Genomic DNA, 26924 nt, shown 5'->3' with positions numbered 1-26924 from the left:
TTGCAGATTGAAAGTCAGGCTATTATAAGTGATTTTGATTCAAAATCTGCCTACCGGGTTGACGGTCTTACCGCATTTTCAACCCCTTGGCGCCACCGGGCATCTTATTCATCATTTTCATCATCTGTCTCATCTGCTCGAACTGCTTCATGAACTGGTTCACGTCCTGGATCTCCTTGCCGGCGCCTTTGGCGATGCGCTTGCGACGGCTGCCGTCGATCAGGTCGGGGTTGCCCCTTTCCTCGGGCGTCATGGAATTGATGATGGCTTCGATGCCTTTGAAGGAATCGTCGCTGATGTCGAGGTCCTTCACCGCTTTGCCCACGCCGGGTATCATACCGAGCAGGTCTTTGATGCTGCCCATCTTCTTGATCTGCTGCAGCTGCTCTTTAAAGTCGTCGAAATCGAACTGGTTCTGGCGGATTTTCTTTTCGAGCTTCTTGGCCTGCTCTTCGTTGAACTGCGCCTGGGCCCTTTCCACGAGTGTGGTGATGTCGCCCATGCCCAGGATACGCTGCGCCATACGTTCGGGGTAGAACACGTCGAGCGTATCGAGCTTTTCGCCCATGCTCACGAACTTGATGGGCTTCTGCACCGTATAGGTAATGGTCAGGGCCGCACCGCCGCGGGTATCGCCATCGAGCTTGGTGAGCACAATGCCGGAGAAGTCGAGGCGGTCGTTGAACGCCTTGGCCGTGTTCACGGCATCCTGGCCGGTCATGGAATCCACCACGAAGAGGATTTCCTGGGGTTTCACGGCGTTTCGCACGTTGGTCACCTCGGTCATCATGGCCTCGTCTACGGCCAGGCGGCCGGCGGTATCCACGATCACCACGTTATATCCTTTGGCTTTGGCGTCTTTTACGGCGTTTTCAGCGATCTGTACGGCGTTTTTGTTCTCCGGTTCGCTGTACACTTCCACCCCGATCTGGCCGCCGAGCACTTTCAGCTGGTCGATCGCCGCGGGGCGGTAGATGTCGGCCGCCACGAGCAGGGGTTTCTTGCCTTTTTTGGTTTTGAGGAAGCTGGCGAGTTTGCCGGAGAAGGTGGTTTTACCCGAGCCCTGCAGGCCGGCGATGAGGATAACGGTGGGGTTGCCTTTCAGGTCCAGCTCCGCTTCGGTGGTGCCCATGAGCTCCACCAGCTCGTCTTTCACGATTTTCACCATCAGCTGGCCGGGAGAGATGGCGGTGAGCACTTTTTCGCCCATCGCCTTGTCTTTCACCTTATCGGTAAACTCCTTGGCAATTTTATAGTTCACGTCTGCGTCTACCAGGGCCCTGCGGATTTCTTTCACAGTAGTGGCCACGTTGATTTCCGAGATGCGGCCCTCCCCTTTCAGTTGCTTGAAGGCCGACTCAAGCCGCTCCGATAATGATTCAAACATTGTGATAAAAAGTAATATAGTATAAACAAAAAGTAAACCCTGCGCGGGGCGCGGTATTTACCACAGGATTGCAAAAATAAGAAAAGAAAGAGGCTTGCAATAAAAAATGGTGAATATCTGTCCGAATATTCACCATTCTCAATATAAGTTATGTTGTGCGCCGTTATCAGCCTCCCAGGTAATTGCGCAGCAGTTTGCTGCGGGAGGTGGTGCGGAGCTTCGTGATCGCTTTGTCTTTGATCTGGCGCACCCTTTCGCGGGTGAGGCCGAATTTTTCGCCGATGTCTTCGAGGGACATGGGATGTTCCACGCCGATGCCGAAATAGAGCATGATCACGTCTTTCTGGCGGTCGGTGAGGGTGGAGAGCGAACGTTCGATTTCGCGGCGGAGGGAGTCGTGGTGATCCAGTTCCTCGTCGGCGCTCACGGCGTTCGGGTTTTCGAGCACATCGAGCAGGGAGTTGTCTTCCCCGTCAATGAACGGCGCGTCCATCGACACGTGGCGGGCGGCTACGCCGAGGGTGGCTTCCACTTCTTCCGTATTGATCTCGAGAATGGTGGCCAGTTCGTCGGGAGACGGCTCTCTTTCGAATTCCTGTTCCAATTGGGAATATGCTTTGCTGATTTTGTTGGAGAGGCCCACTTTATTGAGCGGCAGGCGCACAATGCGGGACTGTTCGGCCAAAGCCTGGAGAATAGACTGGCGGATCCACCAAACAGCGTAAGAAATAAATTTGAAACCGCGTGTTTCGTCAAAGCGTTGAGCGGCTTTGATGAGGCCGAGGTTGCCTTCGTTGATAAGGTCTGAAAGGGACAGGCCCTGATTCTGGTATTGTTTCGCAACAGATACCACAAAGCGCAGGTTGGCTTTGGTTAGCTTCTCTAAAGCCCGCTGGTCTCCCTGTTTAATGCGGATAGCCAGGTTCACTTCTTCTTCCGGCGTGATGAGATCCACTTTGCCGATCTCCTGCAGATACTTTTCTAGCGACTGTGACTCACGATTGGTGATCGACTTCGTGATTTTGAGTTGGCGCATTGACATAGCACGGGAACAGTTACAGGTTAATAATAGTTAATTTAGAAGAATGCTAGACAAAAATAACTTTTTTTAGATACCGCCCAAAAAAAATAATGTACTGTTAAAACCTTTTTAAGCTAAATCGATTGTTGGCAGATAATCCTTAACCGGCGGGACCCAAGGGGCCTGCTAATGCTGTTTTAGCAGATCTTGATGTGTTGAAAGGCAATAAAGGTGAATAAAGCGGTCAGGAACCGCTCAATACATAGTTAAAAAACATTATATTTTAAGATTTGCTTACCCGTGCCTTCGAATACGTTAATATATCGAAAAAAATTCAAAATTTATTTTGATAGAATAAATATTTTTCTATAATTGCATGCAGATGATTTTGATTTATTAATAATACAGTGCGATGTCAAAGAAAGTGCAATATGAGTTAGAATATCCGGTTCGGTGCTCTCCAAGTATCTTATATGAATTTCTATCCACCCCCGCAGGCTTACAGGAATGGTTTGCAGATAAAGTAGATTTCAGGGATAATGTTTTTTCGTTTTCATGGAACGGTTCGGCTGAAGAGGCCGAGGTGCTGGAGCAGGAGGACGATGAGTATATCCGTTTACGTTGGTTACACGCTCCTAAAAATGAATTTTTCGAATTCAGGATCCAGATTTCCGAAGTTACCAATATGACCATACTGGTGATCAGAGATTTCGCCGAGAAGAAGGAAGTGGCGGATCAGAGCCAGTTGTGGGATTACCAGATCAAAGATCTTTTCCACCGTATCGGCAACTAGTGCCGTACGGGCTCGCCCCCTCTACCCCTTTTCTTCCAGCATATTCAGCAGTGCCGCATACGCCGGTACGGCCCTGGAAATGATGTTTTCCCAATCCTGCAACTCGTATTTTCTTGCAAGCTTTACAAAAGTCCCCTGCATCAGGCTCTGCCATTCTCCGGCCGTAAGGGACCGTACTGCCCGGTAGTTATCCGCCTCAAAGTGGTGCTCCCAGGGGCTTTCGTGCACACAAACATACCAGTCTCCCAGTTGATCCTGCAACCGGCCGAGCACGGCGCGGTAGCGGTGAAGGGGGGCGCCGGACAGGTGGAGGGTGATGCTGAAAAAACGCCCCCACCAGAAAAAGCTCCGGCAGGCGAAAACATCGTCGCGACCGAAGAGCCGCGGGTAATCCAGCACCGCATACGGCAGGCCCCCGTACTGCTCTCCCCGCGAAATCTTGGGCGGCATGCCGCCAGGCAGCGCCAGCCCTCCTATCGCCGGCTCCGCCGCCATGGCCTGCTGCAGCGCGCCGAACAGGTGGTACACCTTTTCCATGATCCTGTTTTTCCGCAGGATAAAATCCGCGTCCAATACCGTGCTTTGCTCTATCGTGTTCAGTTTGTATGCTTCCATCTGTTGTTGTTTGCCGCAGGGTTTATCCGGCTAAAATACGGTATACAATAAATTAACGCTTTTTTGTATTCCGCTCCCTTCCGTGCTTGCGGGATTCGTGTTAACTTTGCAATGCCTGCAGACAAAAGTATATTGAAAATCAGGCAGTTTTACATTTTACTAAAGCTATTTTTTATTCGGCGGTTGTGAAGAAACTCGATAAACTCATCATCAAAACATTTGTCGGCCCCTTTGTGGCCACTTTCTTCGTGACCCTGTTCGTGCTCATCATGCAGTTTGTGTGGAAGTACATCGACGACCTGGTGGGCAAGGGGCTGGATACGCCTGTGATCGTGGAGCTGCTGGCCTATACCAGCGCGAGCCTCGTGCCCCTGGCCATGCCGCTGGCGGTGCTGCTCTCTTCCATCATGACTTTCGGCAACCTCGGGGAAAGCTTCGAACTGGTGGCCATCAAATCGGCCGGCATTTCGCTGCTGCGCTTCATCCGCCCGCTGGCCATCTTTTCGGCCTTCATTGCGCTCGGCGCATTCCTGTTTTCCAACTACATCATTCCCATCGCCAACCTGCGCGCAAAGTCCCTGCTGTGGGACATCACCAACTCCAAACCCGCCTTCAACATCAAACAGGGCGTGTTTTACGGCGATATTCCCAACTACGTGATCAAGGTAGCCCGCAAGGAGCCCGACAATAAAACCATCCACCAGGTCATGATCTACGACCGTACGGAGGGCAGCCGGGCCGAAAGGCTTATCCTGGCCGAAAAAGGCACCATGGAACTGTCGGCCGACAAACGTTTCCTCGAGTTCACCCTCGAGAACGGCTGGCGCTACGAAGACCACAGCGAGGCCAGGGGCAACAGCAACAACGAGCTGGTGCGCATGGGCTTCAAAAAATATAAAAAACCTTTCGACCTCAGCGACTTTGCGTTCAGCCGCCTGAATATGGACCTGTTTGCCGACAACCAGCAGATGCTCAACATCCGCCAGCTCGACAAAAGCATCGACTCCCTGCGCAACCGCGACTCCATTTTCATCCGTACCGTGAACGCCTATGTGACCAGCCGCTACCCGTTCTATAAATGGAAAGACACCGGCTGGCTGGCCAGCGCGCCGCCGTTGCAGGTCGACAGTTTCCTGCAGGTCATCCCCGCCGCCAACCAGCGTTATGTGCTGGAAAGGGTGGAATCCAACCTCCGCGAAACCGAATCCTCCCTCAGCAGCCCGGCCAAGGAGTATGGCGACAATTTCTCCAAAATATCCCTGTACAAGGTGGAATGGCAGCGGAAGTTCTCGCTGGCGGCCGCCTGTATCGTATTGTTCCTGATCGGGGCGCCTTTGGGCTCCATTATCCGGAAAGGCGGACTAGGGACTCCGCTCGTTTTTGCCGTTATATTCTTTGTGATCTTCAATATATTTTTTATGTTAGGGGAGAAAATGGCCCGTAAGGATGTAATGGCGTCGTGGAGCGGGATGTGGCTGGCCAACCTGGTACTGGTTCCTATAGCCGCCTTCCTCGTGTACAAAGCCATGAACGACTCACAGCTGTTCAACAAAGAATTCTATTACAGATCATATCAAAAATTCAGAAAATACATCCAGAAACGGCGTACCAAACATGAAATAAGCACGTAGCCCTTTCTGCAAAACATTTTACGGACCTACAACTTTTACTTGCATGTTGAAAACACTGGCAGCCCTGGTGCAGTCAAACCGTTATTTTTATGTCCCGTTTTTCCTATGGGTACTCACCGGCGGCACGCTGCTATCCCTTTATTCCAAAGACCAGTTATTCCTGGGCGTGAACGGCGCGCATTGTCCCCTGGCCGACATACTGGTGACCGGCAGCACCTATCTCGGCGACGGGATTGCTTTCGGCGTAATGCTCGTGGTGCTGATGATCATGCGCAAGTGGCGGCTGTTCCTCGTCGGCGCCGGCTCCCTTCTTTTTATCACCCTGGTGGTGCAGTGTATCAAACATTACGTGAACGATCCCCGGCCTATCCTCTATTTCCAGGATCCCGCCATCCTGCATATCGTTCCCTGGATCAACGTGCACAGCGGCCTGAGTTTTCCGTCCGGCCATACTTCCACCGCCTTCGGCATGTTCAGTTTCCTGGCGCTGATCCTGCATAACAAAAAATGGGGCTTCCTGCTTTTTGTACTGGCGCTCTCCACGGCCCACAGCAGGCTCTATCTCAGCCAGCACTTCTTCGCCGACGTATATTTCGGCAGTATCATCGGCACCCTTTGCAGCACCATGCTGTACTGGCTGTTCGAGTACAGGAGAAGCCAGACGCCGGGCACTACCTGCCTGCACAATACCGTCATCACACCGCCGGCGGGCATAGCATAATATTTAAATCCTTTAAATATTACCGTTTCTTTGCGAACTTAGCGCTTCGCTTGAATCCTTACATCCTGATGAAACCGCGCAAGAAGGATGTTTCCCATAACGGGGAACGCCTGCGGGGTTGCATCCGGCCTTGAAAACTCAATAATTAACCGGATGAAGTATCTGTTGATAGCTATTGTGGCGGCTCTGTTGTTCATTCCTTTTTTGGGAGCCGTTCATTTGTTTGACTGGGACGAGATCAACTTTGCGGAAGCTGCCCGTGAAATGATCGTGACCGGCAACTACTCCCAGGTGCAGATCGATTTTGCCCCCTTCTGGGAAAAGCCCCCGCTGTTCATCTGGATGCAGGCCATCAGCATGCAGCTGTTCGGCATCAACGATTTTGCGGCCCGCTTCCCCAACGCCGTGATCGGCATCGTGACCCTGCTGACCTTCTACCATATCGGTAAAAAACAGGTGGATGAAAAATTCGGCCTCTGGTGGGCCCTCGTATATGCGGGTTCGTGGTTGCCGCATTTTTATTTCAAGTCCGGCATCATCGATCCCACTTTCAACTATTTCATCTTCCTGGCCATATACTTCGCCTACCGCATCGGCTACGCACCCAAACCTGCACGGATGGCCATTTTCAGTGGCGCCAGCCTGGGTCTGGCCGTACTCACCAAAGGGCCTGCCGCCATCCTGATCGCCGTGCTGGTACTGATCGTGTACTGGATCTACAATAAATTCCGCATCCATATCAAAATCAGGCACCTGCTGCTGATAGCGCTCTTTGCGTTGCTGACGACCGCGCTCTGGTTCGGGTACGAGATCATCATGCATGGCTGGTGGTTCGTGAACGAGTTCGTGATTTACCAGTGGCGGCTCTTCAGCACGCCCGACGCTGGCCATGGCGGGCCGTTCTTCTATCACTGGATAGTATTGCTGATAGGATGTTTCCCGGCCAGCATCTTTCTGCTCAGTTACATCCAGACCAGCCGCACCAAATCGATATACATGCAGCAGCCCGCGGAAGCGAAAGATTTTAAAGTGTGGATGTGGATACTGTTCTGGGTGGTATTGCTGCTGTTTTCCATCGTCAAAACCAAGATTGTCCATTACTCCTCGCTGTGTTATTTCCCGCTGAGCTACCTTGCCGCGCTGCAGGTGTACCGGTTGCTCGAAGGCCGCTTCACGCTAAAGGGATGGAACATCAGCCTCATCCTGTTCATCGGCGTGGTGCTGGGGCTGGCCATCAGCCTGCTGCCGCTGGTGGGCATCTATAAAAACGAGCTCATCCCCCACATCGGCGACAAATTCGCCAAAGCGAACCTCCAGGCCGACGTATCGTTCAGTTACGGCGAAATGGCCTACGGGCTTACCTACATCGTGCTGGTGATCGTCAGTTGTGTATTCCTGTTTTCGAAAAAAGTGCAGCGGGGGCTTTTATGCCTGTTCGTCAGCACCATCCTCATCATCCAGGTAACGGTGCTGCATTTTGTGCCGAAGGTGGAACGTTTCTCACAGAACGCGGCGATCGAGTTTTATGAGCAGTTCCAGGGGAAAGACGTATATGTGAAACCGTTATCCTATTTCAGCTACGCCCATTTGTATTATACCCGCAAACAGCCGTCCACCAACCCGGAATATTACAAAAACAAGGAACAATGGCTGCTCGAGGGGCGGATCGACAAACCGGCCTACTTCATTTGCCGGATCACCGACAGCGAGCCGTGGCGGGCGCATCCCAACCTGGAGCTGATCGGCGAAAAGAACGGGTTCGTGTTTTTCAAGCGGAAATAACGCCGGGGCATTCTATCGGGACTGACCGGTTTGTGAGATGGGCCCTACAGCCGGGTTTGCGGCGCCAGGGGAAATAAGAGCGGACAGGCATACGAAAGAATGTGTTGTATTTCAAAATAAAACAAGCAGCGGCGAAGCGCTGCAACATCAAAAAGGGCTGACGATTGCATGCGTCAGCCCTTTTTATATGTCGGCCGCAAGGGCGTGAATTTTGCCTGCGGTGCTGTTATCATGTGAATCGACTCTCCTGACCGGAAAGCACGCCGTTATTTTTTCACCGCGTTCAGGCGTTTCTCCACTTCGTCCCAGTTCACGGCGTTCCAGAACGCTGCAATATAGTCGGGGCGCTTATTCTGGTGCTTGAGGTAATAGGCATGTTCCCATACGTCGAGGCCAAGAATGGGCGTGCCTGGTTCTTTGACCAGCTGGAGCATCAGGGGATTGTCCTGGTTAGGGGTGGACGTAATCGCCAGCGAGCCGTCTTTTTTCACGATCAGCCAGGCCCAGCCGGAACCGAATACGCCTTTGGCGGCATCACCGAATTTCTGTTTGAAGGTATCGAAAGAGCCGAAAGCTTTATTGATGGCCGCGCTCAGTTTGGCGGACGGTGTGGTGGCCTTGGGGCTCAGGATGGTCCAGAACAGGCTGTGGTTGTAATGCCCGCCGCCATTGTTGCGGATGGCTGCATCCTTGGCGGTCACTTTCGCCAGGATGCCTTCGAGGGTCTGGCTTTCGAGGGCGTTGCCTTTGAGGGCATCGTTGAGATTCTTTACATATGCCGCGTGGTGCTTGTCGTGGTGGATCTCCATCGTCAGCTTGTCTATATTGGGCTCCAGCGCATCAAACGCATAAGGCAAAGGCGGTAGCGTGAAAGGTGCTTTTTCTGTCAACAGGGTTTTGCTGCCCTCCGCGGCAAACAGGCCTTTCGGGTCTGCCATGGCGGCCAAGCCGGCAAGGCCCGCCACTTTGAGGAATTCTCTTTTATGCATGGTAATCTGAATTAATTCTTACAAATCTAAAAGATAGCGTTTAATTACACGCAAATTTTACACCAGCTTCATGTATGATTTAATCGTTATTTTTGCAAAAACTGCAAAATAAAGCAGCTGTTTATAGTTTAATTTGAAATAAATTGCTATTTTACTTTTATATTCATGTGTAGTTGTCGTATATCTAATCATTCTCTAAAAAGATGAAGCTATTTATCCCAGGCAAAAGTAATTGCCTTGCCCCGGCCCCCGAAAGGCCGTGCGAGCCCTATACTGTCTTCACCGGTTTCAGCCGGAGCTCGTCCATCATCCCCGCCCAATGTTTAACAACAGCTGTTATGCTTGCTTTACCGGAAAGGTGAAGTTTGGAATTGAATTTAGCTCATTTACATTATAATAGATACATAGATGCAGTGGAATATTTCGCCCGCAGGGGCGGTGCCGTCAGATTTTCCGTTTTTATGCCCGGAATAACCCGATAAACGAATTATTAGAACATTTTTTATACTTGTTTTTATACTGATTAATGTATGATCTGTAGGACGAAGAAAGGCCCCGCGGCCCCTTCAGTGAACGTGGGTCTGGTGAGGTACTTATACTTTGGCCCTTTGGAGATAACCTAACGAACATTACCAGGCATCATTAAAAAAGGCAACATCATTCACTGTAAAAAAACAGTTCAGGAAGCAGCATGATTATCCAGGAACGCGTACAGCAGACAAGGCTTGAGCAATTGACCCATACGCCAGTGTTTTATAATCCCGCTAATGGGGAAGAAAAGGCCGCTTTGCTGCAATTGCTGCGGAACCATCCGCAGATCAGAGTTTACGATGAGCTTTACGGTCAGTTGAAAGAGCTGATCAAAAGCCTGCATCCCACCCGCCCGTTAACGCCGCAGGAGTCGGACGAAGCCGTACAACGGCATCTCAACGGCGTTCCGGCGGAAGACTACGGCATGTGGGTGTATTATCCCTGGGCTGAAAAACTGGTGCATTTACTGGGAGAAAAAGAATTCATCGCCATGCGCACGTCGCGCAACCTGCATAAAATAACGGTGGAAGAAAGGGATGTGCTGGGCGCCAAAAAAATCGGGGTCATCGGGCTTTCTGTAGGGCAAAGCATCGCGGTGACGCTGGCGATGGAGCGCATCGGGGGAGAGCTTCGGCTGGCCGATTTCGATACGGTGGAACTGAGCAACCTGAACCGGTTGCGCACTGCGGTTTTTAACCTGGGCATGCCCAAGGTGATACTGGCCGCCCGTGAGATTGCCGAACTGGACCCCTACCTCAAAGTGGTTTGTTTTACCGACGGCGCCACTGAAGAAAACCTGGATGCCTTTATGACGGGAGGCGGCAAACTGGATGTATTGGTGGAAGAGTGCGACGGGGTGGATGTGAAGATCATGAGCCGCAAAAAAGCAAAAACGCTGCAGGTACCGGTGGTGATGGATACCAACGACCGGGGGATGCTGGACATCGAGCGGTACGACCTCGACCCCACCTATCCCCTGCTGCACGGCCTGATTCCTGATATCGCGGACCTGAAAACGCTCAAACACCTGACCAATGAAGAAAAAATACCTATACTGGGCCCCATGGCCGGCATGGCACATATGAGCCCACGCATGAAATATTCATTGGGAGAAGTTGGAAAAACAATTACCACCTGGCCCCAGCTGGCATCGAGCGTGATGCTGGGCGGCGCAATGGTTGCAGACACCTGCAGGCGCATCCTGCTGAACCAGCTGCAATCGTCAGGCCGGTATTATGTGGATTTTGATCAACTCATTCAATAATGCCCCTGTAACCTAAAAGAGCAATCAATGAGTGCACCGATTAATGTAAGGGCTTTTTTCGCACCGGACGACCCGGAAGCGGCTTTGCGGTTCTACGAGGGCCACAGCAAGCTGCTGCAGATCTATTTCGGGATTACCAAGATTACATCCGGCAACCAGGACTGGATATCACATAAGAACACCGTAGTGGTCATCGTGGAGGACGACACCGGCACAAAAACATACGGCGGCGCGCGCGTGCAGATAGCCGACGGTGTGTTGCCGTTACCGATAGAGGTGGCCATCGGCAAGTACGATCCTAAAATATATACCGACGTGGTCCCGGGCAGCGCCGAGATCTGCGGGCTCTGGAACTCCAAGGAGGTGGCGGGCATGGGCATCGGCAGCCTCATCCTGAGCAGGGTATGCGTGGCGCTGATGACGCAGCTGCCAGTGAAGAACGTGCACGTATTGTGCGCCCCCATTACCACCCGGGGCGCCAAAAGGGTGGGCGCCGTGATAGACACCTCGCTGGGCAATGAGGGCGTTTTCTATTATCCGAAAGACGACCTGGTGGCTACGGCAATGATTATCAAGGACATCCACGAGGTGTCCAGTGCCGAACAGGTCGAGAAGGATTTGATCTTTAATCTACGGGCCAACCCGAACCAGATAAGAACGGAAACCGGGCCAAAAGGTACATTTGAAGTAAATTACCAGCTGGGGCTACCCCAGATGGTCCGATAAAACTGTTATGTTTACTGGTATAACATCAGTAAATTGACGTTGCAATTTCGATTTTAAGATGCCGATACGTTTTTTGGTTTTATTAATCCTCTGCCTGCAGGTGCAACTGGCCACCTTTGCAGAGGAGCCCCGCGTCGTTTATAACGACAGTTCAAAGCTGATGCAGATAGGCCGGTACCTTGAATTATTCCGTGACAGCACCAACCAGCTGACGATCGACCAGGTCCGGAAACAGGCCTTTACGGCTGCCGGAACCGACGTGCCCAACCTCCAGATTTCCCCGTTCAGCAACTGGGCCCGCTTTGTGATCACCAACGAAACCGGGCTCAACCGGCTCATGCTGGAAGTGGAATACCCCACTATCGACGAAATCACCCTCTATGAAGTGTCGCCCGGCGGCGGATACAAAATAGTGGAGCTGGGCCAGTTCCAGCCGTATAAAAACCGCCCGTACGACCATCAGAACTATATTTTCCCGCTTGATCTTGCCCGTGGCGAAAGCCGGGAATTTTACCTGAAGGTAAAAGCCGGCGAGCAGGCGCAGCTGCCCATGTACCTTGGCGGCGAAAGCGCCCTCAACGCCAAAAACAACGAGCGTAACTTCATTTTCGGGCTGTACATTGGCATCATCCTCGTGATGGCGTTGTATAACCTTTTCATTTATCTCACCATCCGCGACCGGAGCTACCTCGTTTACGTCAGCTACATCGTTTGCGTGGGCCTCACACAGGCCTCACAGCAGGGTTACACCTTCCGGTTCCTCTGGCCCAACAACATCTGGCTGGCCACCCATGATACCCTCATTATCCCGATCCTGAACGGTATCACGGCGGCTCTGTTCATACAGTCGTTCCTGCACACCCGCGAAAAATACAAACTCGGCCACAACATCCTCACCGGTGTGATCGTGGCATATTCGCTGGTGTTCATCCCCACCTTCCTCGACAAATATTTCATCGCCAACATGATGGCGCAGATGATCGCCATGGCGGCTTCGCTGCTGGCTATTTTTGTGGGGTACAAGGTGGCGCGCCGGGGTTTCATACCGGCTCGCTACTTCCTGGTGGCCTGGAGCATCTTCCTCACCAGCGTGTGTATTTTCGTGCTGCGCAACTTCAACATACTGCCGTATAACGACTTTACCTACTACGCCCTGCAGGTAGGCTCGGCGGCCGAAGTCACCCTGCTGTCTTTCGCCCTGGCCAACAAGATCAACATCTACCGCAAGGAAAAAGAAGAATCGCAGGCCATGGCCCTGCGCATATCGCAGGAAAACGAACAGCTGGTACGCGAACAGAACGTGATTTTGGAAGCCAAGGTGCTGGAAAGAACCGAGGCCCTGCAAAACAGCAACGTGGAACTGAACAAGGCCCTCAGCAACCTGAAGGAAGCCCAGACCCAGCTGGTGGAAGCCGAAAAAATGGCCTCCCTTGGCCAGCTCACAGCCGGTATTGCGCATGAGATCAATAATCCCATTAACTTTGTTACATCGAATATCAAACCGCTGAAGCTCGATTTTGAAGACCTCAAAAACCTGCTCAAACGCTATGAAGCCATCAAATCCCCGGATAACATCGAGGAGAAACTGGCCGATATTGAGCAGTTCAAACAGCAGATTGATATCGATTACGTTCACAGCGAAATAGACACTTTGATCCGCGGCATCGAAGACGGCGCCAACCGTACCGCCGAAATCGTAAAAGGCCTGCGCACGTTCAGCCGCCTCGACGAGAGCGACCTGAAGTTCGTAGACCTCCATGAAGGGCTTAACTCCACCATGGTGCTGCTGCGGAACAACATCCCCAAAAACGTGGAAGTGATCTATAACTACGGTGAGCTCCCCAAAATCGAATGTTTCGCCGGGAAACTGAACCAGGTGTTCCTCAACATCATCAACAACGCCCTGAACGCCATTAAAATGAAACCGGAACAGGGCCAGGAATCCCTTACCATCAGCACCCGCTATCTCGAAGCAGATAAACTGGTGAGTATCAGCATTAAAGACAGCGGCATCGGCATGACGGACAAGGTGAAGGAAAAGATCTTCGAGCCTTTCTTTACCACCAAAGACGTGGGAGAAGGCACCGGGCTCGGGCTTTCCATCGTTTTCAGCATCATCGAAAAACACCATGGCCGGATACTTGTTGAGTCCGAGCCGGGTAAAGGAGCGGAATTTATTATATATTTACCACTTCATGTGCCGATTGTGCCTAGTGTTCAGAGCCAGAGTCAGAGTCAAATGTCCTAATTAACAAGACCCTTCATGAAAAATAACCGTATCAGGATCCTGTACATCGACGACGAAGTACATAACCTCAATGCATTCCGCGCCAATTTCAGGCGCAGCTATGAGATCTATACCGCCAACTCGGCGGCGGAGGGAATGCAGGTACTGAAGGGCATCGAAGTGCATATCATTATTGCCGACCAGAAAATGCCGACCACCACCGGCGTTGAGTTCTTCCATGAAATAAAAGACATTCTGCCGGATCCCATCCGCATTCTCCTCACGGGTTATACGGATGTGGAAGATATCATCGACGCCATCAACAAGGGCCATATCTTTTCCTATATCAAAAAACCATGGGACGAGCATGAGCTGTTCAAAACCATCAACAACGCCTATGAGATCTATTCGGCCCGCAAACAGCTGAAAGAAAAGGTGCTGGAGCTGGAAAAGACCAACGACGAGCTCAACCGTTTCATCTATTCCACTTCGCACGACCTCCGCGCGCCGCTGATGAGCGTACAGGGCATCATCAACCTCAGCCGGCTCGACAACAGCATGACCGACCCGCAGGGGTACATGGGCATGATCGAAGTGTGCATCACCCGTCTCGACAGTTTCATACAGAAGATAATTGAGTATTACCGCAATTCGCGCCTCGACCTGGAGTTCGAGAAAATCGATTTTGCCGCGCTGATCAATGATTGTATCGACACTTTCAAGCATCAGAACACCACCATCCGGTTCAACGTCAAAATCGATCAGCACGTACCGTTCAAGGGCGATTTTTTCCGTATCAGCGTTATACTGAACAATCTCATATCCAACGCCGTTAAATATCAGAAGCCCGATGAATCGAGCCCGCAGGTCAACCTGTCTGTAAAAGTAGAGCCGCATAAGGCCACTATCAGGATAGAAGACAATGGTATCGGTATTTTGAGCGAGCACCTGAGCAACATTTTTAAAATGTTCTTCCGCTCGAAAAACAACAACAAGCCCGGCAGCGGTATTGGTTTATACATTGTGAAAGAGGCGCTGAACAAAATCGGAGGCACCATTGGGGTGGACTCCAGGTACGGAGAGGGCACTCAATTTGAAATCTCTATCCCGAACAGAAATGAATTCGATTCCTGATCTGCGCGTCATACTGATCGATGATAACGACATCGATCTGCTGCTGCATGAACGGCTGATATCCATTCAGCAGATCAGCAGAACGATCCTGGCATTCAGCAATGCCAACAAAGCGCTCGAATTCCTATCGAGCAACATCACCCTGCCCCACATCCCTCCCACGGTCATCCTGCTCGACATCCAGATGCCGGAAATGGACGGATTCGAATTCCTGCGGTCTTTCGACTCCTATCCTAAAAAGATCAAGAACCAGTGTTACATCATCATGGTGTCGTCGTCGCTCGACTTCGGGGATATCTCCCGCACCAACGCCAACCCGCTGGTGATAAGGCTTTTAAAGAAGCCCCTGCAGCCCAAGGAGCTGAAAGAAGTGATCGAAGGCATTTTCAAGGAGCAATAAAAAAGGCTTCCCCATCAATATGGAGAAGCCTGTTCACACTTAAAATTAACCCCCTAGTTACTAAATTCTCAATAGTCGTTAATACCGTAGTAGTATACTTTGTCGCTGCCCGGATACATCCCTTCTATCTGGAAGTTCCCGCTCAGGCGCTGCAACGCCGCTTTCAGTTCGTCCACGCTGCGAACGGCCATACCGCCCACCCGCGTGATCACAAATCCTTTTTTCATGTTCGTCTGGTCGGCCAGTACACCTTCACCGATGTCGGTCACCTGTACACCGCCTGCAATGCCCATTTCGCGGGCATCACCGGCCGGCAGGGTGGCGAAGTCGGCGCCGAGCGACTGGACAGTGGCGCTGGCGGCACCGGCGATGGCGCCCATTTTACCTTTCAGCGTTACTTCCGCATCCTGGCCGGAGCCATTCCGGAGGTAGCTGAGCTTCACTTTGTCGCCCGGCTTCTGGCGTGCGATCTGTTCCGACAGCTGTGCGCCGGAGCCTACGGGAGCGCCGTTGATATGGGTGATCACGTCGCCCTGTTTGATGCCCGCCGCGGCAGCCGCGCCGCTGGGGTCGATGCCGGCCACGAATACCCCTTTCTCGTCGTCTTTAATGCCCAGTTCTTTTTTCTGCGCATCGTCGAGGTTTTCCGGCGCCATGCTGATGCCGAGGTAACCGCGCTGAACGCTGCCGAACTGTTTGATATCGTTGATCACTTTTTTCATGAGGTTGGAAGGGATGGCATAGGCATAGCCTGCGTAGGAACCGGTGGGTGAAGCGATGGCGGCATTGATGCCGATCAGCTCACCGTTGGTGTTCACCAGCGCGCCGCCGCTACTGCCCGGGTTCACCGCTGCGTCTGTTTGCAGGAAAGATTCCACGGGCGCCGCCGCCTGGCGGTTGATGCCGATGTTACGCGATTTGGCGCTGATGATGCCCTGGGTCACCGTCACGTCGAGGTTGAGGGGATAACCGATGGCCATCACCCACTGGCCCAGCTTCACATCGTCCGAGTTGCCCACGGGCATCACGGGCAGGTTTTTACCGTCTACCTTGATCAGGGCCAGGTCTGTATTGGGATCCGTGCCCACCACTTCCGCTTTGTAATTTTTTCGGTTGGAAAGGGTCACCGTGATATCGGACGCGCCGTTCACCACGTGGTTGTTGGTCACGATGTACCCGTCGCCGCTGATGATCACACCCGAGCCGGAGGCGCGCTGTTCCGGTTGCTGGAAGCGGCGGCCGCCCCCGTCACCGAAGAAGTGGCGGAAAATATCGTCGTCCATTCCTTCAAAGGGGTTTTGCTGCTGTGCAACCTGGCGGGATTTTACCACGGTGCGGATGTGTACCACGGAAGGCACCGCCGCGTCGGCAGCCTGTTCAAAGCTTACCGGCTGGTTGTTGACGGGGCCGGAATAAGCGGTACGGATCAGGGGCTGGGTTTCGTCGGTAGTGATTTTATGATATAGGTCGCCGGTTTTACCGCTCAGGGCGAATCCGCCGACAACGATTGCCCCTACAAGTGCGATAGTGGCAAATACTGTCTTTTTATTCATAATCATCTGTTTTAGATACCGTAAAAGTGACGGAGCATTCTGAACAGATTCTGAATAAACGGGAGGAGGACGGTGGATTTAACGTTTTATTAGGAGGAAGGGGCGTCATTACGGGGCTGGAAACTCATTCTGTGGGGTAGATGCAGGATGGGGGCAATTGAAAAGAATAAAGTACCCGGGATATATGATTTTGTGTCTGGCACAGGTTATCCGAATGGCAGTGTGCTTGCAGTAACAGAGGGGAACAATTCAAAACAAGGCGTCGGGGGTAATAGATACTATCCGGTTAAATACGCGTGACGCGAATGTGCAGTTCACGCCTGCTGCATCTGCACCCGGAACGTATGCAGCGGATGAGCGTACTGGTAAGTAATGCTGAAGCCGTACAGGTCGCAGATTTTGCGCACGATCTCCAGCCCCAGCCCCATGCTGTCCGCATCGGTGCTTTGTTTGCTGAAACGGTGAAAAATGCGCTCTTCCGGCAAGGCGAAGGGTTGGCCGGTGTTCTGCACGGTGAAGGTGCCGGCGGCGAGCCTTACGATGATGTTGCCGCGGGGGATGTTGTGGCGGATAGCATTGGCCAGCAGGTTCCCCAGGAGTACTTCCATGAGGGTGGGATTGACGGATACCGAGAGGTCGTTTGTCCATTCACGCTGCACCGTCAGCTCTTTCTGCTGTAGCTGCGGCTGGTATTGTTCGAGGAGGTTTTCGGCGGTCCGGCGGACGGATACGTTTTCCGTTTCGGGGAACTGTCCGTTCTGGATGCGGGTGAGCAGGATGAGGCCTTTATTGAGGCGCGCCATACGCTGGCTGGCCGTGGCCAGATCCGTGATGAGGCCCGCCTGTTCTTCCGACAACGGATCCGTTTGCATCAGCAGTTCCAGTTTTCCCTGGAAGATGGCCAATGGCGTGCGCATTTCGTGCGAGGCATTTTCAGCAAATTCCTTCTGTGCGATATATGCCTGGCGGCTGCGTTCCGCCAGTTGCTCCAGGGCGGTGTTCAGTTCGGCGAATTCGTTGATGGAAGACGGCGCCAGCTGCAACGGCCCCGGGTCGTCTACCTTATACGCGCGCAGTTTCTGCAGGGTTTTGTAAAAAGGATCCCACACTTTGCGCGAAAGGCTCCGGTTGACGAGCAGTAAACCCGCCAGCAGGAATGTGAGCAGTAGTACCTGGAGAATGATGATGCTGGTGATGAGCCTTTCGTGGTTGGCGATGGATGATTTGATCCGGAGGCGGTAGGTTTCGCGGTTGATAACGAGGTGCGACGTGAGCAGGCGGTAGGTATCCGCCGTGTACAGGGAGTCGCGGCCCGTGTTCGGCGCCGCCTTTTCGAGGGTAATATCGTTGCCCAGCACGGGCTCGCCGTTTTTGAATTCCATCACCTGCAAACGCGGTATCAGCTGGGTTTTGGTGGCTACCAGCCGCGCATCCACGTTAGCGATCACTATTTTTTTCAACACGAAATAAAACACGGGAATCGCCACCAGCAGTACAATGACCGACAGCAGGAAATAATATCGCACGGTTTTATTCAGCAGTTTCATCTTTTTAGCTATCTGGTGGATGTTAGTTCTTCTTGTTTTTGTTAGCGGTCTGATGGGATGTTATGTCCCTGGTACTTTTTACCTTTTTTTTAGTCTGATGGAATGTTCTCATCAGTATTTTTCATCTTTTTATTGGTTTGATGGAATGTCATTTCGTCGATTCTTTCTATCTTTTTTGTTGCCTGATAGAACGCTGTATCATCAAGTTCATTCCGTCTTTTGGGATGGGCTGACGGAATGTTATGTCATCAGTTCATTTTTGTTCTGCGGGCCCCATGGGCTCATACCCCATCAGTTCCTTTCTTCCATTGGAATGTTGTTTCATCCTCCCCATCAGGGAACTTCCATTTTATACCCCATCCCGTAAATCGCCTTGATACGGTCTGTCCAGCCCGCCTGCAGCAGTTTTTTCTTCAGGTTCTTCATATGGGCGTAGATAAAATCATAGTTATCGAACAGCCCCTCCCCGTCTCCCGACAAATGTTCCGCGATGGCCTGTTTGGAGATCACGCGGTTGCGGTTGGTGAGCAGGTAGAGCAGCAAATCGTATTCCTTTTTGGTGAGGTCTACCGGTATTTGCTCCACTTTCACCGTGCGGGCCTGCGGGTCGAGCTGCAGGCCTTCGGCTTCCAGCACCTGATTGCCAGCAAAGCGGCGGCGGCGGATAACAGCGGCGATGCGCGCGCTCAGTTCGGAGAAGTGGAAAGGTTTCGTGAGATAATCGTCTGCCCCCAGCTGAAGGCCCCGGATGCGGTCGTCGATGCCGTCGCGGGCGGAAATAATGATGACGCCTTCCGTTTTGAGGTTTTTTTTCAGCACTTCCAGCACCTGCAGGCCATTGCCGTCGGGCAGGGAAATGTCGAGCAGGATGCAGTCATAGTCGAATGCCTCGATTTTATCCAGTGCCGTTTTTTTGTCCGGCGCCAGTTCGCAGGTATAACTTTCCGCTTCCAGGTAGGCGGCGATACTTTTACCAAGCGCTGATTCGTCTTCAATGATGAGGATCTTCATACCGTTTATAGCAACGTCAAAATACAGAAATTGTTAGATAAAAAAGCCCGGGGAGGGAATTCCCCGGACGTGAAAATCAACCATATAGACTATCTCCCGATCTCCGGTATTGCGGAAGGCATTACAACCGGCGCGGGATCGGCAGCCACATCGGCCTTCTTCTCGTCAGGTTAAACAGGATCAGATTTTATTGTAGTGCCAGAGCTGGCGGGATGACATTGCGCCGGATAATTTACCACCAAGTAATTCATGCGCACGCTTCTCCCGCAGCCTGGCGAAGCTTTTTAACAACTGATTTGCGGATATTCAGATAACGGGGAGAGTGGGTTGTAACTTCTATTAGTCCACTGAAACGATAGACAAATATACGGTCAAAAAACTCATTCCGCCAAATTCCGGCGCGAAATAGTTCCGAACAGCGGTGGACGGGAGGCAACCCAGCGCCAGCTGGCCACCGCCGCTTCCCGGAATTATTCCTACCAGAAGAATTATTTTTTGTTTTTTCAAAAAAGCGCCTAAATTTGCACTCCATTCAAGGGGGATTAGCTCAGTTTGGTAGAGCGCTTGCATGGCATGCAAGAGGTCAGCGGTTCGAACCCGCTATCCTCCACAGAATTCAGCCCTTACCGTCACAGGTAAGGGCTTTTTGTTTGTTAAACCTGCAAGAATGAGCATCTTTTATGTGTATATTCTCTACTCCTTCGGTAGTAACAAGTATTACATCGGCCATACCGGCAATCTTGAAAAAAGACTAGAGATCTCCCGGCCTCCGTATCGAGCGACATTTTTGCGGAAAGCCGGTAATCCTCCCAGCTTCTCTTTGCATCCTGAAAAGAATATCCTACCTTAAAATCCACATATTCATCGCTTATGAATTTCAGGCGCCCGTGTTTGTTATGGCTGCTGCTGCTATTGTTCCATGCCGGCATGGCACAACCCTCGTCCAGAAAAGCCGATAGTTTACGGCAGCTTATTTCCGTTACAAAGAGCGACACCGCCAGGGGCAACCTGCTGGTGATGTTATCGGATGTATTAAGGCCGACGGATTCCGCAGGGGCCTTCCGCGCGGCCGCAGAAGCCCTCCGTTTGCAAACGGCGCAACGCTTCACTATCGGCATCGCCAAAGCCCGTTTCAACTTCGGGAGGGTATATTATGCATACAGCCAACTCGACTCTTCGGAAGCGCAATACAAAGCCGGCCTCGCTACTGTTGCGGGCGATACCAGTCTCGCCGCCGTGGCCATCAGGGCCAAACTGACGGGCAACCTCGGCGGGATATACGGTCAGCGGGGAATGGCGGAAAAAGAACTCGAAATGATCCTAAGCGTAATCCCGATGCTGGAGCAGGCAAGAGATACACTTTCACTGGCCGTTGCCAATTTTAACGTGGGCGCAAAATTTTATAACGGGGAACAGTTTACCAAAGCTTACGGTTACCTCCTTAAAGGTATCGCCTTTCACCGTCACCGTCCTTCACCTCAGCTGACAGACGCACTGATCGCCGCGGCCTGGTGCGCCAGCGACCTCGACAGCCTCGATGCCATGCGTCGCCACCTCGACGAAGCGCGGCAACATCTCGACACCACTGACCACTCCATGTTGGCACAATTCGACATCGCACAGGGGCTCTATTTCTTCCGGACAAAACAATACGCAGCCGCCGAAAAATCGTACCTGCATGCTTTAAAAGCAAGCCCGGATCCCTTCCCCCTGAACACCGCCAACGCGCTCGATGCCCTGCACGATCTGTACGCGGCACAGGGGCGATACCAGTCCGCCAAAAAAATCATGGAACAATACCTCGCATTGTCGCGCCGCATCAACTGGGCGAACAACATACTGCACGGGCTGCAACGCCTTTCCGGGCTGGAAGAAAAAATGAACAATCCGGCGGCAGCGCTGCAGTACCTGCGGGAGTATGTGCAGTTGAACGACAGCCTCAAAAAGGAAGAAAGCGACGTTCGCCTGCATTCGCTGGAGATGAAATACCGGGCCACCGAGCAGGAAAAGAAGATCCTGGTGCTCGAAAATGAAAGCAAACAACAACAGCTCAACCTGCAGCGCAACCGCGCGTATATTTTTCTGTTGCTGGCGGGCTTGCTGGTAGCGGTACTGGCGGCGCTGCTCATTTTCATCGTGTACCGGAACAGGCATCGTTCCGCACGGCAAAAAGAGCAGCTGCACTACCGCGAAATGGAAAATATCAGGCAGGCGCAACGCCTCGATAATTTTTCGGCGATGCTGGAAGGGCAGGAAATGGAACGCAAAAGGCTCGCCCGCGACCTGCATGATGGCCTTGGCGGCACCATGGCCAGCATCCGGCTGAAGACGGCCGACATCGCCGATGAGGCCGCACGTGGCGGCGATGCGAAAGCCCTCCACCGGATAGTAGCGGAGCTCGACGGCGCATCACAGGAGCTACGGCGCATTGCGCATAACATGATGCCGGAAACATTGCTGCGGTTCGGGCTGGAGGCAGCGCTGAAAGATCTTTGCGCCGCTATTCCGCAAAATGGTATCAATATTGTGTTCCAGGGTTTCGGCATACAACCGGATCTGCCGCAGCCGCACCAGATCATGATCTACCGGCTGGTGCAGGAACTGGTGAACAATGCCGTCAGGCATGCGGGTGCGCGCAACATCCTGGTGCAATGCCTGCAAAGGGACCATGAACTGTCTGTCACCGTGGAAGACGACGGCAAAGGATTCGACACAAACGCTCCCATCCCGGAAAACAGCATGGGGTTACAGAATATTCAGGCACGTGTTGATTACCTGAAGGGGAAACTGGATATCCAGTCTACGCCCGGCACAGGCACAACGGTAAATATTGAGATCGATGTACAACAAACAACACCCGGTATCGCTACTGATCATTGAAGACCACCTCCTGATGCAGGAAGGCATCAGATCGCTGCTGGCCAATAACCCGGACATCGCACTAGCCGGCAGTTTTACGCATGGGCTCGAAGCGCTGGCTTTCCTGGAAACGCAGCCTGCGGACGTGGTGCTGCTCGATATCAGCCTGCCGGACATCAGCGGCATCGAGCTTTGCCGGCGGATCAGGCAGCTCGACAAGTCCATCCGGATCCTGGCGCTGAGCGCATCCGCCGAACGCACCATTATCCTGCAGATGCTGCAGAACGGCGCCAATGGCTACATGCTGAAAAACACATCGTCCGCCGCCCTCACCGACGCCATCAAACAGCTGATCGACAAACGCATCGTACTGGGCGCCGACGTGCAGGAAATCCTGGCTGCCGGCGGCAGTCCCGGGCCCGGTGAAATCCCCCATTTGACGCGCCGCGAAAAAGAAGTGCTGCGGCTGATCGCCGGCGGCCTCACCAACCCGCAGATCGCATCCACGCTTGCCATCAGCATTCTCACGGCCGAGACCCACCGGAAGAACATCATGCAGAAACTGAAAGTCAACAACGCCGCCGCGCTGATCAAGGCCGCCATCGACTATTCCCTGCTCTGACACGCGCCTTTTATTTAAAATATACCATCAACACGGTAGATCCGTCTACCGCCGCCATGGTATTGCCGCCGCTGTCGTACCGGTCTATTTTTGCAGCACCAATCATGGTGATTTATCAAATCAAGGCATATGAACATGACAGCATTCAACACCCACATCCTCCGCCTTGCGGCCATCCTGTTAACCGCGGGCCTGTTTGTTTCCTGCAGCAAAGACAAACCCGCACCTCCCGGTGGTGGCGGCTATCCGAAAGAAGTAACGATCGAATACAAGGTGACCGTACTGACTGGCGGGCTTACGGTAGGCAACATCGATTACGTGAATGAAACCGGCGGGATTACCATGGACAGGGACAAACCGCTCCCCTATTCCAAAAGTTTCAAAAGAACGGTGAACCAGTACGAATATGCGACTTTCACTTTCGCCAGCAGCAAGCCGGGCAGCGTTAAAGCGGAGATTCTCGTAAACGGGCAGCCGATGGAAACACAGACCTTCGCCGGCAGCAGCGGATCGTTTGCCGGTTCCGTCAAATACATTTTTCCTTAACGCCGGCAAAGCGGGCCATGCGGTGAGATTTTCGTATGGCCCGTACTGTTGCCTTCTGATCTTATGCGGCGGGATAGCCCCTCTCTTCCTCTCCGGACATCACATCCGCTACTTTTCCCCATTTCACCTACGGGTTTGTTTTTAACACTTTCGTGTTATGTTAAGAAAACCTTAAATTCCTATTATTGTGACGTCATTCCTGTACAGTAACGTAAACAAATCTAAATCGAAGAACTGCTTGTGAAGAAAGCCTTCTCCCGCTAACCTGTCTATAACCGCCTGAAAATACAATCGCGGGTTCTCACAGCTTTAAAGGTTTTGTTTCAACTGCGGCAATGTCGTCGAGTGTTTCATCTATGTCCATTGCCTGATCATGCCATCGGGTGGTCGACCATTTATTTCTATTACTAAAATCTAAATCGCTTCACATGAGGAAATTTCTATTCAGTGTAGTGCTATTGCTGTTGACAACAGGGGCGCTCTTTGCTCAGAGGACCATCAAGGGCAAAGTAACTGATGACTCCGGCGACCCGATCCCGGGTGCCACCGTTCAGGTAAAAGGCACTACCACCGGCACCGTGGCAGGTGCGGATGGCACTTATTCACTGGGGGTGCCCGCTTCTGCCAAATCCCTTGTATTTTCTTCCGTCGGCATGGAAACCATCGAAATTGCGATTGGGAGCCAGAGTTCAATTAATGCCGTATTGAAACTGAGTGATAAAAGCCTTACCGAGGTAATCATCACCGGTTATTCCAGGATTAAAAAATCTCAATATGCGGGTGGCGTAACGCGTCTCGACTCCAGAGTAGTGGAAACCGTACCCGTTGGGGCATTCGACCAGTCATTGCAGGGCCGTGCACCTGGCTTGCAGGTAAGCTCCGGTAGCGGCCAGCCTGGCGCCAGCGCCAACCTGACCATCCGTGGTGTTCAGTCGATCGCGGGTGCTTTCGTCCAACCGCTCTTTATCGTGGATGGCGTACCACTGGCCGCCAGCGATATGCAAACGATCAACCCGAACGACTTCGAATCGCTCACCGTACTTAAAGACGCTGCTGCAGCTGCTTTGTATGGCGCGCGTGGCGGTCTGGGCGTGATTGTGATCACCACCAAAAGAGGTAAATCCGGTGTCGGCAGCCTGACCTACCGCACGCAACTGGGCATCACCGAGAAACTCGGTGCAACCAACTTCGACCTGATGAACACGGCTGAAGCACTGGAGTATGAAGAAAGACTGGGGCTCGCAGGGCTCAGCATGAGCACCACTCCAGGCTGGGCTTATTCCAAGAAGAATCCCAGCTATGCTGCAGCCACCGCAGAAGAAAGAGCACGCCGCGACCGGTTATTGGACAGCGTTAGCCGTATCAACACCGACTTCAGGGATATCCTTTTCAGAACTGGTATCTCGCAGACGCATGAATTGAATTTCAGCGGTGGTACCGACAAGACGAAATTTTACCTTTCCGCCGGTTACTTCGACCAGGAGGGGACGGACCTTACGTCCAGCCTGAAACGTTATACAGCACGTTTCAACCTGGACCATGTGTATAATAAACTCACCGTTCAGTTCAACATGGCGGCAGGTTATTCCATCACCAACCTTTCTGAGGGCGTTTTCCTGGGTAACTCCGCCCGTAACTCTTTCCAGATGAGCTGGAGGGCCAAACCTTACGAGAATCCCTATAAAGCCGATGGCTCGCTTAATTTCGGGGCCAGCACCGGCCTCGGGCTCCGCGCGATCGCCAACGTAATCGAAGGGATGGAAAACACCATCATGCGGCAAAATCAGATCAAAATCAACTCCGGGTTTTCGCTCGCATATCAGCTCCATCCGAACTTCGTGCTCGCCAACCGTTTTGGTATAGACATGGCTGACGACCGGTATATCCGTAACATCAAGGCCGATTCCTATGTTGGCACCGTGCAGACGGCAGGTTCCGGTTACAACGCCGAAGCCACCAAAATCAGGGCACAGCTGATCAACACTACCAGTCTGACCTACTCCAAGGTGTTTAACCGCATTCACGATGTGGAAGCCGCCCTTTATTACGAAGCAGTACGGGAACACCAGAAAGGCCTCGGCTTCCAGCAGTGGAACCTTGACCCCCGCCTCACTGAAACAGGTCAGGGCGTTGGTACATTGCCGGTTGGTACAGGTCAGACTACCTATCCGCAAAACAGCTCCAGCGCCAAAGGCGGCTACGGCATACAGTCCTACTTCGGAACCGCCCGTTACACACTGGACGATAAATACACCATCAACGGTACTTTACGCCGCGACGCCACTTCCAGGATTATCAATAAAAACAACCGCAGCATCACCACCTGGTCTGCCGGCGTTACCTGGAATGCGATCAAAGAGAACTTCATGAATTCACAGAAGGTATTGACCAACCTGAATGTGCGCGGTTCTTACGGCATCATCCCCAACATCGGCAGTATCGCTACCAAAACTTACGCCATCAACGGCAGCCTCATTTCCGTTACCAACTACCTGGGCAACCAGCTGGTGGGCTGGACTACTTCCAACGCCTACTACGGTTCGCCGATCACCGGCATTGTTCCCGAAACACCCGGTTACCAGGACCTGAAACTCGAGAGGATCAAAAAACTGAACTTCGGGGTTGACCTCGGTGCCTGGAACAACAGGGCAAGATTGTCTGTAGACTACTACCGGAATAAAACAGTGGACCTCTTCGTAAGAAACCCGCTGACGTTCCTCAGTGGTTTCGACAACCTCGACATCAACGCCGGTATCATGACCAACAAAGGTTTTGAGTTCGATCTGGCCGTGGATGTGGTGAAAACGAGCGACCTGACCGCAACCATCGGCATTAATCACGCCATCAACAAAAACATGATCGAGGACCTCGGTCTGGTTGACGAGTATGTGTCCGGTACTTACCTGATTAAAAAAGGCCTCCCTTACGGCAGCCACTATACACCTCACTACCTCGGCGCCGACCCGCAGACCGGGCGCCCGATGTTTGAAGGAGCAGACGGGAAAGTAGTATATGAAGCCGGTGCTGCGCCGCAGTTCGCCAACTTCGGCACCTTCCTGCCCAAACATGTTGGCGGTTTCAACCTCGACGTACGGTATAAAAGATTTGCGCTCAGCGCACTGTTCTCTTACCAGTTCGACGTAGTAAGAAGCAACAACATCGAAAACTGGCTCGTAAGAGGCACTGCCGGCTACCAGGCTACTGTGAACGGTTCCAAACGCCTGCTGACAGACCAGTGGCAGAAACCCGGCGACAACAAACTGTACCAGTCTCCGCAATACGACAGGGGCTTTACCTCTACCGACCTGCAGGACGCGAAGTTCCTCCGCTTCAGGAACCTGAACCTGAGCTACCAGATACCCGAGCTGAACGTGGGCGGAACACGCCTGATCAGAGGCGCCAAATTTTATGTGCAGGCCCAGAACATCGCTATCTGGAGCCCCTGGCGCGGTCCTGATCCGGAAGATGACAACAATATCAGCCTGAACGAATTCCCGAACCCGAGAATGATGGTGGCTGGGCTTGACATCAATTTCTAGTTTCCTGACAGGAAGGATTGAAGTGT

Annotated in this window: 21 protein-coding genes and 1 tRNA gene; 15 read left to right on the top strand and 7 right to left on the bottom strand. The window is 52.5% G+C overall.

Going from position 1 to position 26924, the window contains the following annotated elements; all coding sequences use genetic code 11:
- Positions 1–67 precede the first annotated feature (67 nt).
- Entirely contained in the window at positions 68–1387 is a 1320-nt protein-coding gene (gene ffh / locus EGT74_RS11570) for a signal recognition particle protein (protein WP_123846655.1), read from the bottom strand.
- 166 nt (positions 1388–1553) lie between these two features.
- Positions 1554–2429, bottom strand: coding sequence for a sigma-70 family RNA polymerase sigma factor (locus tag EGT74_RS11565; RefSeq protein WP_206614510.1), 876 nt, complete (start codon positions 2427–2429; stop codon positions 1554–1556).
- 391 nt (positions 2430–2820) lie between these two features.
- Here EGT74_RS11565 and EGT74_RS11560 point away from each other — a divergent pair, with 391 nt between their 5' ends.
- Positions 2821–3201, top strand: coding sequence for an START-like domain-containing protein (locus EGT74_RS11560; RefSeq protein WP_123846654.1), 381 nt, complete (start codon positions 2821–2823; stop codon positions 3199–3201).
- A 21-nt stretch (positions 3202–3222) separates the two neighbouring features.
- Here the strand turns inward: EGT74_RS11560 and EGT74_RS11555 are convergent, their stop codons facing one another.
- Positions 3223–3816 carry a hypothetical protein gene (locus tag EGT74_RS11555; RefSeq protein WP_123846653.1) on the bottom strand — a complete coding sequence of 198 codons (594 nt, stop codon included), beginning with the start codon at positions 3814–3816 and terminating at the stop codon, positions 3223–3225.
- A gap of 185 nt (positions 3817–4001) precedes the next feature.
- Between EGT74_RS11555 and EGT74_RS11550 the strand changes: the two genes are divergently transcribed.
- The 3 genes from EGT74_RS11550 (at position 4002) to EGT74_RS11540 (ending at position 7950) form a co-directional block, all read left to right on the top strand.
- Positions 4002–5447: an LptF/LptG family permease gene (locus EGT74_RS11550; RefSeq protein WP_123846652.1), complete on the top strand. Its 1446-nt coding sequence runs from the start codon at positions 4002–4004 to the stop codon at positions 5445–5447.
- 43 nt (positions 5448–5490) lie between these two features.
- Complete coding sequence (locus EGT74_RS11545) at positions 5491–6168, top strand: phosphatase PAP2 family protein (RefSeq protein ID WP_123846651.1); 678 nt, start codon at positions 5491–5493, stop codon at positions 6166–6168.
- Between the two features lie 153 nt (positions 6169–6321).
- Positions 6322–7950 carry an ArnT family glycosyltransferase gene (locus EGT74_RS11540; RefSeq protein ID WP_123846650.1) on the top strand — a complete coding sequence of 543 codons (1629 nt, stop codon included), beginning with the start codon at positions 6322–6324 and terminating at the stop codon, positions 7948–7950.
- A gap of 266 nt (positions 7951–8216) precedes the next feature.
- Here the strand turns inward: EGT74_RS11540 and EGT74_RS11535 are convergent, their stop codons facing one another.
- A complete protein-coding gene (locus EGT74_RS11535; RefSeq protein ID WP_123846649.1) occupies positions 8217–8939 on the bottom strand; it encodes a superoxide dismutase in 723 nt (240 codons plus the stop codon).
- Between the two features lie 691 nt (positions 8940–9630).
- Between EGT74_RS11535 and EGT74_RS11530 the strand changes: the two genes are divergently transcribed.
- The 5 genes from EGT74_RS11530 (at position 9631) to EGT74_RS11510 (ending at position 15221) form a co-directional block, all read left to right on the top strand.
- Positions 9631–10734 carry a ThiF family adenylyltransferase gene (locus EGT74_RS11530; RefSeq protein ID WP_123846648.1) on the top strand — a complete coding sequence of 368 codons (1104 nt, stop codon included), beginning with the start codon at positions 9631–9633 and terminating at the stop codon, positions 10732–10734.
- Positions 10735–10761: 27 nt separating this feature from the next.
- Positions 10762–11460: a hypothetical protein gene (locus tag EGT74_RS11525; RefSeq protein WP_123846647.1), complete on the top strand. Its 699-nt coding sequence runs from the start codon at positions 10762–10764 to the stop codon at positions 11458–11460.
- Positions 11461–11533: 73 nt separating this feature from the next.
- A complete protein-coding gene (locus EGT74_RS11520; protein ID WP_158618096.1) occupies positions 11534–13708 on the top strand; it encodes a sensor histidine kinase in 2175 nt (724 codons plus the stop codon).
- A 15-nt stretch (positions 13709–13723) separates the two neighbouring features.
- Complete coding sequence (locus EGT74_RS11515; protein WP_123846645.1) at positions 13724–14821, top strand: sensor histidine kinase; 1098 nt, start codon at positions 13724–13726, stop codon at positions 14819–14821.
- Positions 14805–15221, top strand: coding sequence for a response regulator (locus tag EGT74_RS11510; protein WP_123846644.1), 417 nt, complete (start codon positions 14805–14807; stop codon positions 15219–15221). Before EGT74_RS11515 ends, EGT74_RS11510 begins: the two co-directional genes overlap by 17 nt.
- A gap of 68 nt (positions 15222–15289) precedes the next feature.
- On the opposite strand, the gene EGT74_RS11505 is transcribed toward EGT74_RS11510, so the two are convergent.
- From EGT74_RS11505 to EGT74_RS11495, 3 genes are all read right to left on the bottom strand, one after another.
- Positions 15290–16774 carry a trypsin-like peptidase domain-containing protein gene (locus EGT74_RS11505; protein ID WP_158618095.1) on the bottom strand — a complete coding sequence of 495 codons (1485 nt, stop codon included), beginning with the start codon at positions 16772–16774 and terminating at the stop codon, positions 15290–15292.
- 314 nt (positions 16775–17088) lie between these two features.
- A complete protein-coding gene (locus EGT74_RS11500; RefSeq protein WP_123846642.1) occupies positions 17089–18321 on the bottom strand; it encodes a sensor histidine kinase in 1233 nt (410 codons plus the stop codon).
- Between the two features lie 333 nt (positions 18322–18654).
- On the bottom strand, positions 18655–19332 hold the full coding sequence (locus EGT74_RS11495) for a response regulator transcription factor (RefSeq protein ID WP_123846641.1): 678 nt from the start codon (positions 19330–19332) through the stop codon (positions 18655–18657).
- Positions 19333–19868: 536 nt separating this feature from the next.
- Between EGT74_RS11495 and EGT74_RS11490 the strand changes: the two genes are divergently transcribed.
- The 6 genes from EGT74_RS11490 (at position 19869) to EGT74_RS11465 (ending at position 26898) form a co-directional block, all read left to right on the top strand.
- A tRNA-Ala gene (locus EGT74_RS11490) sits at positions 19869–19942 on the top strand.
- Positions 19901–20182 carry a GIY-YIG nuclease family protein gene (locus EGT74_RS27350; RefSeq protein ID WP_123846878.1) on the top strand — a complete coding sequence of 94 codons (282 nt, stop codon included), beginning with the start codon at positions 19901–19903 and terminating at the stop codon, positions 20180–20182. Before EGT74_RS11490 ends, EGT74_RS27350 begins: the two co-directional genes overlap by 42 nt.
- Before the next feature lie 20 nt (positions 20183–20202).
- Positions 20203–22212, top strand: a complete 2010-nt coding sequence (locus EGT74_RS11480; protein ID WP_123846640.1) for a tetratricopeptide repeat-containing sensor histidine kinase — start codon at positions 20203–20205, stop codon at positions 22210–22212.
- The gene (locus EGT74_RS11475; protein ID WP_123846639.1) at positions 22172–22813 is read left to right on the top strand and encodes a response regulator; all 642 of its coding nucleotides are present in this window, start codon (positions 22172–22174) and stop codon (positions 22811–22813) included. The genes EGT74_RS11480 and EGT74_RS11475 overlap by 41 nt, the downstream gene beginning before the upstream one ends.
- A 129-nt stretch (positions 22814–22942) precedes the next feature.
- Positions 22943–23359, top strand: coding sequence for a hypothetical protein (locus EGT74_RS11470; protein ID WP_123846638.1), 417 nt, complete (start codon positions 22943–22945; stop codon positions 23357–23359).
- A 428-nt stretch (positions 23360–23787) separates the two neighbouring features.
- Positions 23788–26898, top strand: coding sequence for a SusC/RagA family TonB-linked outer membrane protein (locus EGT74_RS11465; RefSeq protein ID WP_123846637.1), 3111 nt, complete (start codon positions 23788–23790; stop codon positions 26896–26898).
- Positions 26899–26924 lie beyond the last annotated feature (26 nt).

The organism is Chitinophaga lutea (genome assembly GCF_003813775.1).
GTDB classification, from domain to species: domain Bacteria; phylum Bacteroidota; class Bacteroidia; order Chitinophagales; family Chitinophagaceae; genus Chitinophaga; species Chitinophaga lutea.
Note: the sequence above shows the minus strand (reverse complement) of the source record. Positions and strands in the feature narration are given on the sequence as shown.

Coding starts and splice junctions, on each gene's coding strand:
- EGT74_RS11500 (WP_123846642.1), bottom strand. CDS start 18,321: ATGAAACTGCTGAATAAAACCGTGCGATATTATTTCCTGCTGTCGGTC.
- EGT74_RS27350 (WP_123846878.1), top strand. CDS start 19,901: ATGGCATGCAAGAGGTCAGCGGTTCGAACCCGCTATCCTCCACAGAAT.
- EGT74_RS11555 (WP_123846653.1), bottom strand. CDS start 3,816: ATGGAAGCATACAAACTGAACACGATAGAGCAAAGCACGGTATTGGAC.
- ffh (WP_123846655.1), bottom strand. CDS start 1,387: ATGTTTGAATCATTATCGGAGCGGCTTGAGTCGGCCTTCAAGCAACTG.
- EGT74_RS11565 (WP_206614510.1), bottom strand. CDS start 2,429: ATGTCAATGCGCCAACTCAAAATCACGAAGTCGATCACCAATCGTGAG.
- EGT74_RS11510 (WP_123846644.1), top strand. CDS start 14,805: ATGAATTCGATTCCTGATCTGCGCGTCATACTGATCGATGATAACGAC.
- EGT74_RS11540 (WP_123846650.1), top strand. CDS start 6,322: ATGAAGTATCTGTTGATAGCTATTGTGGCGGCTCTGTTGTTCATTCCT.
- EGT74_RS11495 (WP_123846641.1), bottom strand. CDS start 19,332: ATGAAGATCCTCATCATTGAAGACGAATCAGCGCTTGGTAAAAGTATC.
- EGT74_RS11545 (WP_123846651.1), top strand. CDS start 5,491: ATGTTGAAAACACTGGCAGCCCTGGTGCAGTCAAACCGTTATTTTTAT.
- EGT74_RS11475 (WP_123846639.1), top strand. CDS start 22,172: ATGTACAACAAACAACACCCGGTATCGCTACTGATCATTGAAGACCAC.
- EGT74_RS11505 (WP_158618095.1), bottom strand. CDS start 16,774: ATGAATAAAAAGACAGTATTTGCCACTATCGCACTTGTAGGGGCAATC.
- EGT74_RS11535 (WP_123846649.1), bottom strand. CDS start 8,939: ATGCATAAAAGAGAATTCCTCAAAGTGGCGGGCCTTGCCGGCTTGGCC.
- EGT74_RS11515 (WP_123846645.1), top strand. CDS start 13,724: ATGAAAAATAACCGTATCAGGATCCTGTACATCGACGACGAAGTACAT.
- EGT74_RS11465 (WP_123846637.1), top strand. CDS start 23,788: ATGAGGAAATTTCTATTCAGTGTAGTGCTATTGCTGTTGACAACAGGG.
- EGT74_RS11525 (WP_123846647.1), top strand. CDS start 10,762: ATGAGTGCACCGATTAATGTAAGGGCTTTTTTCGCACCGGACGACCCG.
- EGT74_RS11480 (WP_123846640.1), top strand. CDS start 20,203: ATGAATTTCAGGCGCCCGTGTTTGTTATGGCTGCTGCTGCTATTGTTC.
- EGT74_RS11560 (WP_123846654.1), top strand. CDS start 2,821: ATGTCAAAGAAAGTGCAATATGAGTTAGAATATCCGGTTCGGTGCTCT.
- EGT74_RS11470 (WP_123846638.1), top strand. CDS start 22,943: ATGAACATGACAGCATTCAACACCCACATCCTCCGCCTTGCGGCCATC.
- EGT74_RS11530 (WP_123846648.1), top strand. CDS start 9,631: ATGATTATCCAGGAACGCGTACAGCAGACAAGGCTTGAGCAATTGACC.